Origin of the sequence: Ornithinibacillus salinisoli (assembly GCF_042684965.1) — a bacterium.
GTDB lineage: Bacteria > Bacillota > Bacilli > Bacillales > Amphibacillaceae > Ornithinibacillus > Ornithinibacillus salinisoli.
In genome coordinates this window covers 229,529-245,670 of sequence record NZ_JBHUMI010000014.1, presented here as the reverse complement: position 1 = coordinate 245,670, position 16,142 = coordinate 229,529, and the positions used below count along the sequence as shown (strand labels likewise).

Annotated in this window: 16 protein-coding genes; 15 read left to right on the top strand and 1 reads right to left on the bottom strand. The window is 37.0% G+C overall.

The window, feature by feature from the left end:
- Positions 1–158: 158 nt before the first annotated feature.
- Positions 159–920, bottom strand: a complete 762-nt coding sequence (locus ACFSTA_RS08555; protein ID WP_377556198.1) for a metallophosphoesterase family protein — start codon at positions 918–920, stop codon at positions 159–161.
- Between the two features lie 380 nt (positions 921–1,300).
- Between ACFSTA_RS08555 and ACFSTA_RS08550 the strand changes: the two genes are divergently transcribed.
- The 15 genes from ACFSTA_RS08550 (at position 1,301) to ACFSTA_RS08480 (ending at position 15,841) form a co-directional block, all read left to right on the top strand.
- Positions 1,301–2,413, top strand: a complete 1,113-nt coding sequence (locus ACFSTA_RS08550) for a CdaR family transcriptional regulator (protein ID WP_377556197.1) — start codon at positions 1,301–1,303, stop codon at positions 2,411–2,413.
- A gap of 278 nt (positions 2,414–2,691) precedes the next feature.
- Positions 2,692–3,990: an FAD-linked oxidase C-terminal domain-containing protein gene (locus ACFSTA_RS08545; RefSeq protein WP_377556196.1), complete on the top strand. Its 1,299-nt coding sequence runs from the start codon at positions 2,692–2,694 to the stop codon at positions 3,988–3,990.
- The gene (locus tag ACFSTA_RS08540; protein ID WP_377556194.1) at positions 3,983–5,347 is read left to right on the top strand and encodes a (Fe-S)-binding protein; all 1,365 of its coding nucleotides are present in this window, start codon (positions 3,983–3,985) and stop codon (positions 5,345–5,347) included. Before ACFSTA_RS08545 ends, ACFSTA_RS08540 begins: the two co-directional genes overlap by 8 nt.
- Positions 5,328–6,338 carry a DctP family TRAP transporter solute-binding subunit gene (locus ACFSTA_RS08535; protein WP_377556193.1) on the top strand — a complete coding sequence of 337 codons (1,011 nt, stop codon included), beginning with the start codon at positions 5,328–5,330 and terminating at the stop codon, positions 6,336–6,338. The genes ACFSTA_RS08540 and ACFSTA_RS08535 overlap by 20 nt, the downstream gene beginning before the upstream one ends.
- A 21-nt stretch (positions 6,339–6,359) precedes the next feature.
- Complete coding sequence (locus tag ACFSTA_RS08530; protein ID WP_377556191.1) at positions 6,360–6,845, top strand: TRAP transporter small permease; 486 nt, start codon at positions 6,360–6,362, stop codon at positions 6,843–6,845.
- A complete protein-coding gene (locus tag ACFSTA_RS08525) occupies positions 6,842–8,191 on the top strand; it encodes a TRAP transporter large permease (protein ID WP_377556190.1) in 1,350 nt (449 codons plus the stop codon). Before ACFSTA_RS08530 ends, ACFSTA_RS08525 begins: the two co-directional genes overlap by 4 nt.
- A 31-nt stretch (positions 8,192–8,222) precedes the next feature.
- A complete protein-coding gene (locus ACFSTA_RS08520; RefSeq protein ID WP_377556189.1) occupies positions 8,223–8,987 on the top strand; it encodes an SDR family NAD(P)-dependent oxidoreductase in 765 nt (254 codons plus the stop codon).
- On the top strand, positions 8,980–9,468 hold the full coding sequence (locus ACFSTA_RS08515) for a PPC domain-containing DNA-binding protein (protein WP_377556188.1): 489 nt from the start codon (positions 8,980–8,982) through the stop codon (positions 9,466–9,468). Before ACFSTA_RS08520 ends, ACFSTA_RS08515 begins: the two co-directional genes overlap by 8 nt.
- Before the next feature lie 8 nt (positions 9,469–9,476).
- Positions 9,477–10,970 carry a class I adenylate-forming enzyme family protein gene (locus ACFSTA_RS08510; protein WP_377556187.1) on the top strand — a complete coding sequence of 498 codons (1,494 nt, stop codon included), beginning with the start codon at positions 9,477–9,479 and terminating at the stop codon, positions 10,968–10,970.
- Positions 10,967–12,097, top strand: coding sequence for a thiolase C-terminal domain-containing protein (locus tag ACFSTA_RS08505; protein WP_377556186.1), 1,131 nt, complete (start codon positions 10,967–10,969; stop codon positions 12,095–12,097). Before ACFSTA_RS08510 ends, ACFSTA_RS08505 begins: the two co-directional genes overlap by 4 nt.
- Positions 12,098–12,101: 4 nt before the next feature.
- A complete protein-coding gene (locus tag ACFSTA_RS08500; protein WP_377556185.1) occupies positions 12,102–12,407 on the top strand; it encodes a Zn-ribbon domain-containing OB-fold protein in 306 nt (101 codons plus the stop codon).
- Positions 12,408–12,571: 164 nt separating this feature from the next.
- Positions 12,572–12,706: a lysozyme inhibitor LprI family protein gene (locus ACFSTA_RS08495; RefSeq protein WP_377556456.1), complete on the top strand. Its 135-nt coding sequence runs from the start codon at positions 12,572–12,574 to the stop codon at positions 12,704–12,706.
- A gap of 410 nt (positions 12,707–13,116) precedes the next feature.
- Positions 13,117–13,692: a DedA family protein gene (locus ACFSTA_RS08490; protein WP_377556184.1), complete on the top strand. Its 576-nt coding sequence runs from the start codon at positions 13,117–13,119 to the stop codon at positions 13,690–13,692.
- 261 nt (positions 13,693–13,953) lie between these two features.
- Positions 13,954–14,478 carry a sigma-70 family RNA polymerase sigma factor gene (locus ACFSTA_RS08485; protein WP_377556183.1) on the top strand — a complete coding sequence of 175 codons (525 nt, stop codon included), beginning with the start codon at positions 13,954–13,956 and terminating at the stop codon, positions 14,476–14,478.
- On the top strand, positions 14,471–15,841 hold the full coding sequence (locus tag ACFSTA_RS08480; protein ID WP_377556182.1) for a DUF4179 domain-containing protein: 1,371 nt from the start codon (positions 14,471–14,473) through the stop codon (positions 15,839–15,841). Before ACFSTA_RS08485 ends, ACFSTA_RS08480 begins: the two co-directional genes overlap by 8 nt.
- Positions 15,842–16,142 lie beyond the last annotated feature (301 nt).

Genomic DNA, 16,142 nt, shown 5'->3' with positions numbered 1-16,142 from the left:
CAGGGACAGGCACCTTGGTTTATAATAAGATATAGGCCAACCAGAAATTGTTCTGATTGACCAAATAATACGATGGCCAGTATAGCAGAAGATAAGGAGGTCTTCTTATTCCAGTCTTGCGCACTATTGTGGCAAATTATTAATTATACAACAACACACTAAGTTCGCTCTAATAATTTCGCGATTTCTACAGCTGTTGGAATTTCAAGCACGTTTTTCTCAGCAAATTCATTCCCTTGTGGGTCTTTGCTTTTCCTGATCTCTTGTGCAGCCATCTCCAAATCAAATGTCGTCCGACGGAATTCTATTCCCTTTGGGCTAAGTAGAAGCCAATATGCTCCTGGTTCATCAGCAAAGGGCATCCCTACACTCCCTGCATTGATAATATGCTTATCATTTATTTGTTTTTCAAATTGCATATGAGTATGTCCACAAACGACAGTCTGTTGCTCGATATTTGCAAAAATAGTGGCAAGTCGTTCCTGCGAGGTAAGAGGTGTAAAAATATCTTCATCACTACTTGGAGTGGCATGACAAAATAGAACGTCACCTAATCCATCAACAGAAAACGTTATCGTTGTTGGTAACTCTGATAGAAAATTCCTTTGAGATCGAGTTATCTGTTCAGCAACCCATTGTGTCCTCTCCCGTCCTTTTTCCGACATAACGGACGGGAGTGGCTTACCATCAAAGGCCATCACAACTTCCCTGTCTCCGTTTCCAAGAATAAAACTTACCTTATCAGTCAATGAGAAAATCCGTTCTAAAGTTCGACTAGGCATAGGTCCAGAAACAATATCCCCTCCGACAACAATAGAATCCGGCTTAATGTCTGCAAGTTCATTTAGCACTGCGTTCAGTGCAGGCAAATTCCCATGAATATCATAAATCGCTGCGATTTTAATGGTTATCCCCTCCATAATTTAAAAATCTCTTACTTAATAATAAACGAAATATAGGGCAGAAAAGATATGGCTTTTTAATGAAGTGTGCTCTAGAGCGGAGGAAGCGGAGTTTAGAAATCGAAACAAAAATCGATATGGTAAGTACATCAATAGCTAATAGTACAAGCCCCTCCTAAGGACGAATCCCATCCATTTGCTTCAGTTTCTAGTAAGTAGGATTATTTTTCTTTCATCTACATCTCAAAGGAATTTTAATAATAATGTCGAATTATATAAAAATATAATAAACCCTACTTAAGCCTATATATCCTCTAAGATCCCGCTATCAATTAAGTCTGTTAAAAGGTATTAATTTAACTGAAAAAGTCGAAATATTCAATATAAGGAGGAATTCCATGAACGAACTTTTCCACTCTGGGAAATTCTATGCCACCGTAGTCCAAGAAGTACACAAATTAATTAACGAAGATGTAATTTTAACTAATCAAGAAGGAACTATTGTAGCCAGTACAGACCCCTCACGTATAGGTCAGTTTCACGAAGGTGCACTATTATCGATGCAAAAAAAACAAAACATGTTTATGACGGAAGAATTAACGAAAAAATTAAAAGGGGTTCGTAAAGGTGTTGCTCTGCCAATTATGATAGATGACAAACCACAAGGGTGCTTAGGTATTACGGGGGAACCAAAAGTGGTGGAACCATTTGCATTACTTGTTCAAAAAGTAGCCGAGCTCTTTGTTCAGGATTCGATCATTCAAACAAACCAAGAAAGGCAAGCACGAGAACTAGAGTTTTTCGTTTTTGATTGGTTAAATTCAAAGGAGGTATCTAAATCTTTAATAGAGCGTAGTCATTTTTTTAATATCCAAATGAACCAATATGAACGTGTAGTTGTATTAAAAACGGAACAATCAGCATTACAACTTTCTTATAAGGATATTAATCTATTAAAAACTGCTTGGGACCAAAAAGGAGATACTTTATTCATACGATGGGGGCAGGATAAAATTCTAATGCTTTTAACGGATAGCTATGAGAAATGTGGCTTATATCATAAGTTAGATAAGTTCCTAAAGGAAATAGAAATAACGATGAAAGCAGATGTTTATGTTGGGGTCGGGCAAGCTACAGGATTTGAAAAGCTGTATGTTTCTTTTGAACAGGCAGACCGAGCATGTGGAGCGTCCTCTGAGAAACATAATATTATATTTGAAGATGAATTGAGATTTGATATTTTACAGCAAGCTTTAAATGATGGTACCAAACGAAATTTTGTAGAACGAACTATTCAACCTCTAGTAGGTGAGGAAGTTCTATTACAAACACTTGAATGTTGGTTCCATAATGATATGTCCAATCAAAGGGCGGCTAAACAATTACATATTCATAAAAACACTTTACTTTACCGACTAAAACGAATTGAAGAGTTAACTAGACTAAGTTTAAGTAAAATACACGATCTTGTAATTTTATACGTTGGATATCGTTTTCTGTATGAAAAATAAGGCTACATCCTAAATTTTGTCATGGGAATTTGTATTCTATCACAAAGTAATTGCATAAAAATTCTTATTTTTTTGTAACCTATCATATAGATTTATACGATTCCGAATAATATAATAAATTTCAAGGCGCCAATAAACTAGGGTAGAGGGGGATATATATAAAACTTGCAGAAAATGTAATTGAAACTTTTCAAGAAATTTGTGGGGTTGAAAATGTTCAATATTCGACAGCAGCAAAACTTGCTTATTCCTATGATGCAACTGCTAACTTCCAAACGATGCCAGATGTTATTCTAGCACCTCGTAATAAGGAAGAAGTTGCCCAAGTCGTTCAAGTGTGTGCTGAAAATAAAATCCCAATTGTTCCAAGAGGTTCTGGAACAAATCTATCGGCTGGAACAAGTCCATCCAATGGAGGTGCCGTTTTACTTTTTAAGAATATGAATCGCATCCTAGAGTTAGATGAGGAAAATCTAACTGTTACTGTACAACCGGGTGTTATTACAAAAACATTAATAGACTATGTTGAAGGAGAAAGCTTATTCTATCCCCCTGATCCGAGTTCATTAAAAATTTCTACGATCGGTGGCAATATTAGTGAAAACTCTGGTGGACTTCGAGGATTGAAATATGGTGTGACAAAAGACTATGTTTTAGGACTTGAAGCTGTTTTACCTAATGGAAAGATCATTCGCACTGGTGGAAAACTTGCCAAAGATGTGGCAGGGTATGATTTAACTAGTTTGCTTGTGGGCTCAGAAGGGACGCTAGCTGTTATTACGGAAGCTACTTTGAGGTTAATTCCAAAGCCTTCGTATAAGGAGACGATTTTAGCGATGTTTAAAACGTTAGAGGACGCTGCAGAAACAGTATCAGCTATTTTAGCTGCTAGAATTATTCCGACTACACTTGAATTTATGGATCAAGGTACCATTCAAGTAATGGAAGATTATAAACAAATTGGTCTTCCTACGGATTGTGAGGCTGTGTTATTAATCGAACAAGACGGGGCGATAGAGACAGTAGTAAAAGACATAGAGAGAATTTATCAAATTTGTTCGAATTACGGTGCTATTGATGTACAAAAAGCAGAAACAGAAGAAGAGGCAGAGGATTTACGATCTGCTAGACGCGATGCTTTATCTGCTTTAGCTAGACTGCGTCCGACAACGATTTTAGAGGATGCAACTGTACCAAGGTCTAAGATTGCACCAATGGTACGTGAAATTACTCGCATTGCTGAAAAGTATAATGTAACGATAAGGACATTTGGTCATGCTGGGGATGGAAATTTACATCCAACTTGTTTGACAGACATACGTGACAAAGAGGAAATGGAAAGAGTCGAGCAGGCGTTTGAAGAAATCTTTTATGCATCAATTGATCTAGGGGGAACCATTACTGGAGAACATGGAGTAGGTGAAATGAAAGCTCCATATCTAGAATGGAAAATAGGTAAGGCAGGAATTCAGGTTATGACGGCAATAAAAGAAGTGTTAGATCCACATAACATAATGAATCCTGGAAAAGTGTTTGCGAAGTCAACAAAAGAACGTTTGGTGATGGCTAATGTCTAATCTATCATTAACTGAAAGAATTCAGCAGGGTTTTAAAGAGAATTTAGAAGAAGAAAAATTGCTAGATTGTATGCGATGTGGATTTTGCTTACCAGCATGTCCGACCTACATACATTTGAATTACGATGAAACCCAGTCACCTAGAGGTAGATTAGCAATAATGAAGGCGGTACGAGATGGAGATGTTCCATTTGATGATTCGGTTGAAGAATCCTTGGATTTATGTCTTGGGTGTCGGGCGTGTGAACCAGCTTGTCCAGCTGGAGTAGAATATGGCCATCTTTTGGAAAATGCTAGAGATGTCATTCAGCAGGAAAGGAAATCAACACTAAAAGAAAAAACTGCACGTAAAGTTGCATTTGATTACCTATTCCAAGAACCAGATAAAATGAGTAAAACCGTGGGATTAGTACGGTTTTATCAAAGGTCCGGAATGCAAACGCTTACAAGGAAGATGAAAATTTTATCATTCTTCCCTGATATATTAGGTGGTATGGAAAAAGTCTTACCACCAATTGAGAAGGACAGAAATGTTCGAGGAAGGGTTTATCAACCGGTAACGAAAACGACGAAGGTAGCATTTTTTACGGGATGCTTAATGGAGACTGTTTTTTCTAAAACGAATGACGCAACCGTTAAAGTACTCCAAAAATTAGGCTGTGAGGTATGGATTCCAGAGGACCAATTTTGCTGTGGGGCATTACATGGTCATAGTGGCGAGTTGGAAAAGGCGAAACAAAACGCAAGGAGGAATCTGGATAGTTTTTTCGCTAGAGATGTTGATTATATTGTTAATAATGCAGGTGGCTGTGGAGCATTTTTATCGGAATATGAACACCTTTTAAAGGATGAACCAGAATATTTGGAGAAGGCAAAGCTATTTTCAAAAAAAACAATTGACATTACATCCTTCATTCACAAGTTGGGTATCACGGAACTTCCACTTCGAAACACAAATGGCGAAAAACTGATGGTTACGTATCAGGATTCCTGTCATCTAAGAAATGTAAATCATGTAATTAAGGAACCTAGGGAAATCTTACAGTCTATTGAAAATGTGGAATATTTGGAGCTTGAAGGGGCAGATCAATGCTGTGGTTCTGCTGGTATTTACAATTTAATCCACTCAGAAATGTCCATGAAAATCTTAGATAATCGAATGGATAATGTAAAGAAAAGTGGAACGCATATTATTATTACTACGAATCCTGGATGCCTATTACAAATGAAATTAGGCATTGAGAGGGCAGGGCTTTCCGACAAAATAGAAGCGCTTCATATTATTGATTTTATTTATGATTATTTATTAAGAGATCAAATTATAGGGGGTAATTTAATTGAAGAAGAAGTTTATTAGTGTTTTATTATTGTTATTTATCGTTGCATTTGTAAGTGCTTGTTCCTCTAATTCAGGTTCAAGTTCAGATGGTGGAGAGGAATATGAATTACAGATGTCTGTAACGGTAAATGATTCTTCAACTTGGTACCAAGCAGCTGAGAAGCTTGCTGAAGACCTTGAATCAGAAACAGACGGACGTATTACGATGGAAGTTTTCCCAAATGAACAATTATCAGGTGGGGACTCTGGTAAGGCGGTAGAGTTGCTATCTAAAGGAACGATTGATTTAACGTTTAACTCAACTATTATTTATTCCATTTTAGATGAGCGCTTTGGGGTAGCAAGTGCTCCATTCCTTTTTAAAGACTTAGATGAAGTTGATCAAGTGTTCGGTGGAGACGGTGGAGAAGCGTTAAAAGATATTTTAAGAGAAATTGGTGTTGAACCACTTGGTTATGGTCAAAATGGTTTCCGCCAAGTGACAAACAGTGTACATGAAATCAAATCACCTGCTGACGTTGAAGGATTAAAGATGCGTATTCCTGGAATCACGATGTATACCGATTTATGGCGTGAATTAGGAGCAGACCCATCGACAATGACATTCTCTGAAGTTTTCACTTCTCTTCAACAAAATACAATTGATGGCCAAGAAAATCCAATCGATGTTATCCATTCTTCTAGATTAGAGGAAGTTCAGGATTATATTACTATGTGGAACTACTCTTACGATCCTCTAGTACTCGGAATCAATAAAGAATTATTTGATTCTATGAGTGAAGAAGATCAAGAATTAATTACTAAATTAGGTGCAGAAGCTGCTGAATATCAAGTTGAGTTAGCACGTGATAAAGAAGCAGAGCAAATTAGTGAACTGGAAGATAAAGGTATGCAGTTCTACTATCCAACAGATGAAGAACTTACTATGTTTAAAGAAACCGTACAACCAGTTTATGACAAATATGAAGATATTTGGGGAGCCGACTTACTTGAGGCATTCACACCTTAATTGGAAAAGGGGGTTAAAGACGTGACTAAATGGCTCAGTCGTGTAGAAGAAATGATTGTTGTATTCGTGTTAGCTGTCATGTCTATTATCGCTTTCAGTAATGTATTAACCCGTAATTTGTTTGACCTATCCTTGGCATTTACGGAGGAAGTGACTATTAATCTATTTGTGATGCTGACATTTGTTGGTACATCCATAGGTGTGCGTAAAAAGGCACACCTTGGGTTTTCCTTAATTTATGATAAATCACCAGCTTCGCTAAAGCGCTTTTTAACTATTTTAATTGGATTTATTTCCATTGTAATTTTCTCTTTGTTTACCTATTACGGTTTTGCCATGGTTGCATTTCAAATGGATATGAATTCAACAACACCAGCATTAGGTTGGCCGCGTTGGACATTCTCGTTAGGGTTACCGTTTGGCGCATTATTATGTACGATTCGTTCCATTGAGGCGCTAATTAAAGAATGGAAGGAAGTATCATTGGAACAGGAGGGGAGTCAATGATTGCGTTATTGTTATTTGGGTTATTTTTCTTGCTAATTCTTTTACGAATACCAATTGGGATTTCCCTTGCTGTTTCTTCAATTTGCGCATTATTAGTATCTATTGGAACTAATGGATTAGATCTGATTGCAGATATCATGTATGCCAGTGTTGCTAAGTTTACTCTCCTCGCGATACCGTTTTTTATTTTGGCTGGGGTTATTATGGAGTATTCTGGTATATCAAAAAGGTTAATAAACTTTGCACAAGCTCTTGTTGGCCATTTTAAGAGTGGGATCGTATTTATAACGGTTATTGTAGCAGTTTTCTTTGCTGCTATCTCCGGATCTGGTCCTGCCACTGTAGCTGCGATTGGTGGCATGTTGATTCCTGCTTTAGTGAAAAATGGCTATAAAAAAGAGACTGCTGCAAGCCTTGTTGCAAGTTCCGGCTCGATTGGGATTATTATCCCACCTAGTATTGCATTTATCGTTTTCGCAGTAGTGGCTGGAGACCAAATTCCAGTGTCTATCGGACGATTATTTATCGCGGGTATCATTCCAGGTATTTTACTTGCGTTTGGGTTGGTCCTAGCTATGATGTATGTGCGCTGGAGAAATGACCACAAAAAAGCAAAAGTACTTACCGAAGATACAAAAACAGAAGCTGAAATTGCAGTAACAACTGAACGTGCATCCTTGAGCGAAGTCGGAAAATCCTTTTACCAAGCACTATGGGGATTATTAATCCCAGTTATTATTCTTGGAGGTATTTATGGAGGAATATTTACACCGACAGAAGCTGCGGTAGTATCGGTATTTTATGGTTTATTTGTTGGTGCAGTTATTTACAGAGAATTAACCTTCAAAAAGCTTTATAAAATTTTTGTTGATGCATCCGTACAAACTGCAATTGTAATGTTCATTGTAAGTACGGCTTCCATCTTTGCCTACATTATAACGACAGAGCAGATTGCAAGAGATATCTCTAATTTGTTATTAGGTTTATCAGAAAATCCGATCATTATTTTGCTTCTAATTAATTTAATTTTATTGATTGCTGGCGCATTCATCGATGCTATTTCCGCATTGTACATTTTCGTACCGATTTTGATACCGGTAGTTTTGTTTTTTGATATCGATCCAACTGTATTTGGTGTGTTTATGACGGTAAACTTAGCAATTGGATTGTTTACACCGCCAGTAGGATTGAACTTATATGTTGCGAGCGGGATATCGAATTCCTCCTTAGTAGAAATATCTAAAGCAATCATCCCATTTGTAGTAGCTGCAATAGCAGTATTGTTGCTAATTACATATGTTCCGGCTATATCAAACTTCTTGCCGGACTTATTAAAAATAGATTAAGAACGAATTTATATAGAAGGGAAGGTTTTTTATGGAGTTGAGGAATCAAGCTGCAATTGTAACTGGAGCCGCTGGAGGGATAGGCGGCGCATCAGCTATCAAATTAGCAGAACGTGGTGTTAATGTTACATTAGTAGATTTAAATTCATGTGAGGAAACTATTTGTAAAATTAAAGCTGTAAATGAAGAAGTTCACGTGTTAGAAAAACTCGGTGATATCCGTAATGCTTCTTTTGTGAATGAGGTTGTCGAGGATACAGTTCGTGAATTTGGTAATGTTCATATTTTAGTTAATAATGCTGGTACTTGTGGAAGAGTTGATTTGGAAGAAATGACGGAAGAGATTTGGTACCGAGATATGGATACTAATGTAAAAGCTGCTTATTTATTTATGCAAGCAGTCGTCTATCCACATATGTTGAAAAATAATTATGGCCGGATTGTAAATATTAGCTCTGTGTCAGGGATAAATGGTGGAGTTTTGTCTAGCCATGTAGGGTCCAAAAAAGGTCGTTCAGGTCCAGCTTATGCAGCATCAAAAGGTGCTTTGATTGCTTTAACGAAATGGGTTGCTAAGGAATTAGGGGAGTTTGGGATTACATGCAACTCAGTTGCTCCAGGTGCAACGCAGACGGGAATTACACAGGGCTTAGACTATAATTATGACCAGCAAGTAATTAAACGAATGGGGACGCCTGAGGATATTGCGGAAGCGGTTCGCTATTTTGCATCACCTTCCGCAGGGTATACTACTGCACAAACATTGCGTGTTGATGGAGGTGTAGACATTGGCTAAAAAGTATTCCAAAGAACAAATTCAAAGTGTCATAGGAACTAATGACCAATGTGTGATGGGAAGACTAACAAAAGGTGTTGATTTGTTTGAGGGGATTATCCAGGCTTGTGAAGAGCACGGAATAAAGACAGCGAGTTTTCAGTGTATTGGTTCTTTATCACAAGTAGGATTTGTTCAAATTGCCTTGAATGAGGAAAAAGAAATTGGTTATTCTGATCCAATTTATCTAGAGAGTCCAGTTGAGTTGTTAGCGGGAACAGGATTTATAGGTCTTGATGCCGATGGTGAGTTGGATATTCATTACCATGGGCTTTTTGTCGATAGTAAAGGAACGATATCTGGAGGACATTTTTTACGTGGGGAAAATCCCACTGCTGTAACAATTGAATATGTCATTCAGCCAACTAATGATATCCATTTGCAACGAAACATTGATCCGGTGTGGAATCTGCCAGTATTTCAATTTACAGAAAGGAGTTAATCATCGATATGGAAACAATAGGTTCTCAAGCTAACAAAGTTATACGCGCATATCCAAATAAAACAGCGGTTAAATTTGAAGTAAAGTCAATTACCTATGAAACGCTATATTCACGTGCAATGGCAATTACGGCTTTTTTGAGAAACAAGGGTCTGAAAAAAGGCGATCGCTTCGGTGTCCTTATGTCTAATAGATTAGAATATGTCGAATTAGATTTAGCGGCTGCTTATGGTGGTTTTGTTAAAGTTCCACTTAATTATAAGCTTCATCCAAATGAGCATAAATTTCAAATTGAGGACGCGGATTTATCTATATTAATTGGGGAAGAGGAGCTAATAAAACTAATTGATGTTGAGGTGGAGAGTGTTTTCGTTGGAGATGAATATGATCAAGCGTTGACTGATCATATTGGAGAGGTCGTAAATGAAGAGGTAAATGAAAATGATTTATTTGCGATCATGTACACTTCTGGAACAACTGGTAATCCTAAGGGGGTTATGCTAAGTCATAAAAATATTCTGGCAGGAGCAATATCTTTGAGTTTAGTTTGTGAAGTGAATAACCAGGATGTTATTGGACATGTAGCTCCTCTAACTCACGGAAGTAATTTCTTATCTCATGTGGCGTGGCTACACGGGACAACGCAAGTTATCTATAACAAATTTAATCCAGAAGACTTTATCGATGATATAGAACAGGATAAAGTATCCGTTATTTTCTTAGTTCCGACGATGGTTAACTTAATGATCCAGCATCCTCAATTTGATTCTAGTAAACTAGCTGGGGTGAAATCTATTAATATGGCAGGTTCACCAATTGCTGCTAGTAAGCTGAAGTTGGCATTAGATAAACTGGGGCCGAAGTTTGTAGAAACATATGGCCAAGTGGAAGCACCGATGTGTATTACTGTTATGCCTAGAGATGAAATTTCTCATCGCCTGGAATCCTGTGGAAGAACAGGTGCATTTGTTGAAATGAAGATCGTTGATTCAGATGGAAAGGAAGTTCCCACGGGTGAGATTGGTGAGATTATATGTAAAGGCTCCTTGGTAATGCGGGGATATTGGAATAATGAAGAAGCAACAGAAAAAACGTTGATCGATGGTTGGTTACAGACGGGAGATCTCGGCTGGGTAGACAATGAGGGATATTTGCACATTGTAGATCGGATCAAAGATGTCATTATTTCTGGTGGTGTTAATATATACCCTCGTGAAGTGGAAGAGGTATTGAACAAACATAGTGGTGTAAAGGAAACATGTGTCATTGGTATTCCGGATGAAAAATGGGGCGAATCCATTGTTGCCTATGTCGTTCCAAACGGAAAAGAAATTATTGATGCAGAAGAACTGGTTGAGCTATGTAAACAACATTTAGCTAGCTTTAAAAAGCCTAAAGAAGTTCATATCGTTGATAGTCTTCCAAAAAGCTCTTATGGAAAAATACTGAAGCGTGAGTTGAAAAAGCAGCATCTTGAAACGGTAGGAGTTGTTAAGGAATGAGTGTATATGTACATGGTGTTGGAATGACTCAGTTTGGAAAATTTGAAGATCGTACATTAAAGGATTTGCTGTTAGATGCTTCCATTGATGCTTTAAACGATGCGGGAAATCCTGAAGTAGATGCTGTTTTCGTGGGAAATTTTATGAGTGGTTCGATTTATAACCAAGAAATCCTTGGTGCAATTGTGGCCAATGACTTAGGTCTAGGCTATATTCCGACAGCAAAAGTGGAAGGGGCATGTGCTTCTGGTGGTATTGCAGTTCGTCAGGCGATATTAGGAATTATCAGTGGTGAATATGAAACGGTACTGGTTGCTGGAGTGGAAAAAATGAAGCACGTATCAACAGTAGAGGTGACCAAAGCGATCAACGCTGCGATGGATAATGATTCCAATGAAAAACATGCGGGACTTACATTCCCAGGATTTTTTGGTGTGTTGGCTAATCGTTATTTTTATGAAACGGAAGCTACGAAGGAACATCTAGCAATGGTAGCTTTAAAGAATAGGAAAAATGCATTAAATAATCCACTTGCTCAGTTTAAGAAAGCAACTTCCATAGAGGAGGTTTTGGAGGCACGGATGATCACCGAACCACTAGGGTTATTTGATTGTTCACCTACAACTGATGGAGCTGCAGCTCTTGTTATTTCAAAGAAAAAATCGGATATTAAAGTATTGGCAAGTGCACAAGCCTCTGGACCAACACAAATGCAAAATGCAGATGATTTATTATCGATACCTGCTGTTGGTGAATCTGGTAGGCTTGCATATGAAAAAGCTGGTGTAGGCCCAAAGGATATTGATGTAGTGGAGATTCACGATTGCTTCACTATGACAGAAATTATTTCTTCGGAGGAACTTGGATTCTTTAATAAGCGGGAAGGTTATTTAGCAGTTGAGCAGGGTAAGACCAAGCAAAATGGGGAAGTGCCAATTAATACAAGTGGTGGATTATTATCCAAGGGACATCCAATTGGAGCAACCGGTATTTCTCAACTTTATCAAATTGTGTTGCAATTGCGTGGCATGGCACCAAACCAGGTTGAAGGAGCTAGAATCGGTTTAGCACAAAATTTAGGTGGAACGGGATCTTACTCTACCGTCCACATTCTGGAAAGGGTGTAACTAGATGAAAGCATATAAATGTAGTGAATGTGGTTATAAGTCTATTACGAAAAAATACTACTGTCCAGAGTGTAGAGCAACAGCGTATGAGATTGTCGATGTCTCAGGAGACGGAACTGTGTATAGCTATACAACCATTCATATAGCTCCACCAGAATTTGCAGATCTAGCACCTTATCAAGTAGTGTTAATTGAACTATCCAATAAGCTGAAAGTAACAGGATTTATGAAAGACAAAGTAAACATTGGAGATAAAGTAACAATTAAAGAAATAAAAGATAGTACCTACGTATTTGAAAAAGTCAGTTAGGAAAGACACATTTTTAGAGAGCGGATGGATAAAGTGGGGCGACATTGGGTCTGCCCCTAAGTTACCTATTGGCAAACGTTTTTAATCTAAAGGATAATTTCAACTGTACTCGATGAGGACTAACTTTATAGGCTGGTGGAAGTTTTGTTAGGGATGGAAGAGGTATCAAGTATAGAGATGAAAATGCAAAAGAGGCATCACTTAAATATGAAGGCGGTACAATGGAACATTTAGAATTTGTGACCGTGCTAGCAAACCCTACAAAAGAAAGATGCCATGAATTAGTTGAATTATTATGAAATAATTTTTCTGGGATGAGGGAAAAGCTCCTTGTTCTATTGTTCATTTACAAGGTGTAGCCACACAAATTAAGTGTATGAGGTTATTTTACTACACAATTTGTGTGGTTTTTGTATTTTCAAAAGGAAAGCATGGGATGGATCTCGTGCATATTTTATATGAGATGAAAAATTACTTGAAGCTTGGCTTGTTTCATTTCCCAAATTAAAAAGGAATCTCGAGATGTAATGGGGTAGCAGTAGGATTTTTCTTATCTTAAAACAGAAGATCTAAAAGTGGCTTCTATGTGTTGATGGCTATCACTTATAACACATATATATAAGTAAAAATCATCACATTAGCAAATACTATGATGAACAAATAACCTGCCTTGGTTAAGGATACTTCAGTGGGAGGTAGGAAAAATACGATGTTCCAAAAGTTATTAGACTGGTTTCAAGCCATCGGAGAGCCTGGTTTATATTTTGTCATGTTATTGGAAGGATCTTCTTTACCCTTCCCGGGAGTTATACTAGTGCTATCATTTGGTTACATATTGTCTCCAAGTTATGTTGATGCTATTTTGCTGGCAGCAAAAATGAGTTTGTGTTACAGTCTTGCCAGCTTATTTCCTTATTTCCTGGCAAGGAAACTGAAAAAAGTTACTTCTAACCGATATATTAATAAGGGATTTGATAAAGCGGAGACGTTTTTTAATCGGTATGGGATATGGAGTATAGCCTTATCACGTCCATTTGGTATTGGAAATTATATTTCGTATGTTGCAGGGTTGAGCAAGGTTAATGTAGCGAATTTTTTAATTTTAACATGTATTGGGATTTATCCTTGGTCGTACGCAATGATTATGCTTGGTAACTATTTTAATGGGAGTTATGATGCATTTAGACAATTTTTTGAATCCTATCGATTGTATATTTATGGGGCATTTGTTATTTTAGTGATCGGAATTGTTGTATATTGGTTGGTTAGAAGGTCGAAGAGATGAGGCTGAGGATGGAGTGACACTCGGAATCATTTGGGTGGTGGCTTGATATAAGTAGGAAAGGAAAGAAAATCTTTACAGCAAGCCTTCAGTAATAGATTTTTATACATTTTAAAAATTAAATTGATGAAACCAAAAGTAACCGCTAATCTAATATAGTGGTTTCTTTTTTTAGTACATAATATCTAGATTATTAATTCTTTCTACAAATAAATGCAACGATTTCTACCCCTTCAGCCGTCAAGTATAGGAAAGGAGGACAACATGTATACGATACACGATGTAAAAAAAGCCGTAAAAGGAAATAAAAAAGCCTTTGAAAAAATCATTCTTGCAGAAAAACATAGGCTTTACCGAATTGCTTTTCTATACGTAAAAAATGAAAATGATGCTGTGGATATCGTTCAGGATTCAACGTACAAATCTTTAATCTCTATCGGGAAAATAAAAGATGTTAACCAAGTTTCTGCTTGGCTTAAAAGAATAACCATCAATTGTGCCATTGACTTTCTAAGGCGCCAGAAAAAAATCGTCCCATTTGAAAACGGAAATGTTGATTTAAAAGAAGAACGAACTATTCATTCCGAAGAAAAAATAGATCTATATCAACTATTAGATTACTTAAATGAAAGAGATAAAACGGTTATTATTCTAAAATACTACGAGGATTTAACTAATCGAGAAATAGCTGATATTCTACAATGTCCGGAGGGAACAGTTAAATCATCATTGCATCGGTCACTTAAATTATTGAAAGGAAAGATAGAGGAGGACTATATGAATGGGTAATGAAATAGAGAACTTTAAAGAGAAAATTAATGCGATTCCGATTCCGGAAGATCAGTTGAACTCTGCAATTACTGGTTCTATTTCTTCTGCTAAAAAAAGACCTAGAAAGGTCAGTTACGTTATCGCAGTGGCTGCTACCCTAATGGTAATTCTATTCGGATCTGCATTTGTTTCTCCTGCTATGGCTAAGATTTTTAGCCAGGTCCCATTAGTTGGGAGTGTATTGTCTTATTTTGATACTGGATTAGAACAAGCCTCAAATGAAGGTCTTGTAACAAGTGTTGGGGAAACGTTTGTTGATCGAGATATTCCGATAACGATTACAGAAGTATACTATGATAATTTTCGATTAGTAGTTGGATACTCCATCCCAATTCAAGAACAAATGGATGATTACAAAGCGTTGGAAACAGAGATTAAAATGAGAGTGGATGATCAGATAGTCACAGGTATGAACACACATAGTACGGTAAAAGATGACCTTGTTCTCGGAACGATTGAGACCAATGTCAGGCTACCGGAAAGTTTTACTTTAGATATTAGCTTTAGTGAAGTGTTTAATAAAATAGGCGACTGGAGTTTTCAACTACCTGTAAGAAAAAATACAGATGCACTAGTCTACGATGTAACGAAAACAAAGGAAATGGATGCTTATACATTTGAAGTAGTTGATGTTCAATTAGCACCTAGTGGAACGAAAATCCATATGAAACTGGATACGCCAATGAGTGAAGATACAACTTATGATTTTCTTGTTTATAACCATAATGGGGAAAAACTGGAACTCCTAGAGGAAGATAAGAAAACCATTCCTTTAGTCAATTTTGAAAAGGATGTTGTAAAGACGAGCGCGTTATATGAACCATCTGAGGATCATGTATTTACTATCATTCCTGCTTTATATGATGATGGAAAATTAATCGAGATGAAGAAATTAGCGATTGTGGTTGATTTGAGTACTGTTAAGGGGAAGGAGATTTCCAATGAAGCAGCCAATTATGGGCTAATAGACGATAAGGTCGATCAAGAAACCTTCTTAAGAAATTATATGGTCGAGGAAATTGGTAGTGAATTGGGAATTGAGCTAGGAGAATATTCTAAAGCTGAAGTAACGGTTTTAAGTCTTGAATTTGCAAGTGATTTTCAAAAAGAGCAGAAAATAAATAAAAAGAATGTGGTGAAGACTACTGCTCTAATAGAAGAGAGTTCGAACGCAAATGCATACGTCGTCTATAAGACGGAGGATGGAATAAATCATATCTTCGAGGCAGAGAAAGTAAGAGATAAATGGAAAATTACTGATTCGTATACTTTTGAAGGGAAGACGATTGTTGATCTAGAAATGTTATATGATAATCAGTAGAAGTAAATTATTATTGGATGAAGAGGCTGTCCCAAAAGTTCACTGAAAAGTGATTTTTAGAGGGGCACCCTCTCTTTTTTCGTTTTTAGAATTCATATTTTGGGAAAGCAGATGGATTATCCCACCTTTTTACCCATATCTTTTACTAGTAAAGCTTATCTCCTTTTTCTGTAGATAACCGTTCATGGACTTCTTTCTTTGTTCCTGATTTTTCATAGAAACCGTTATTGTTTTTGTTTCTTTCGGGTATTTCAATACGGTGTAACCGAGTAAACACCAATATTTAACCACTTTACAACAT

Coding starts and splice junctions, on each gene's coding strand:
- ACFSTA_RS08555 (WP_377556198.1), bottom strand. CDS start 920: ATGGAGGGGATAACCATTAAAATCGCAGCGATTTATGATATTCATGGG.
- ACFSTA_RS08550 (WP_377556197.1), top strand. CDS start 1,301: ATGAACGAACTTTTCCACTCTGGGAAATTCTATGCCACCGTAGTCCAA.
- ACFSTA_RS08545 (WP_377556196.1), top strand. CDS start 2,692: ATGCCAGATGTTATTCTAGCACCTCGTAATAAGGAAGAAGTTGCCCAA.
- ACFSTA_RS08540 (WP_377556194.1), top strand. CDS start 3,983: ATGTCTAATCTATCATTAACTGAAAGAATTCAGCAGGGTTTTAAAGAG.
- ACFSTA_RS08525 (WP_377556190.1), top strand. CDS start 6,842: ATGATTGCGTTATTGTTATTTGGGTTATTTTTCTTGCTAATTCTTTTA.
- ACFSTA_RS08520 (WP_377556189.1), top strand. CDS start 8,223: ATGGAGTTGAGGAATCAAGCTGCAATTGTAACTGGAGCCGCTGGAGGG.
- ACFSTA_RS08510 (WP_377556187.1), top strand. CDS start 9,477: ATGGAAACAATAGGTTCTCAAGCTAACAAAGTTATACGCGCATATCCA.
- ACFSTA_RS08505 (WP_377556186.1), top strand. CDS start 10,967: ATGAGTGTATATGTACATGGTGTTGGAATGACTCAGTTTGGAAAATTT.
- ACFSTA_RS08500 (WP_377556185.1), top strand. CDS start 12,102: ATGAAAGCATATAAATGTAGTGAATGTGGTTATAAGTCTATTACGAAA.
- ACFSTA_RS08490 (WP_377556184.1), top strand. CDS start 13,117: ATGTTCCAAAAGTTATTAGACTGGTTTCAAGCCATCGGAGAGCCTGGT.
- ACFSTA_RS08485 (WP_377556183.1), top strand. CDS start 13,954: ATGTATACGATACACGATGTAAAAAAAGCCGTAAAAGGAAATAAAAAA.
- ACFSTA_RS08480 (WP_377556182.1), top strand. CDS start 14,471: ATGGGTAATGAAATAGAGAACTTTAAAGAGAAAATTAATGCGATTCCG.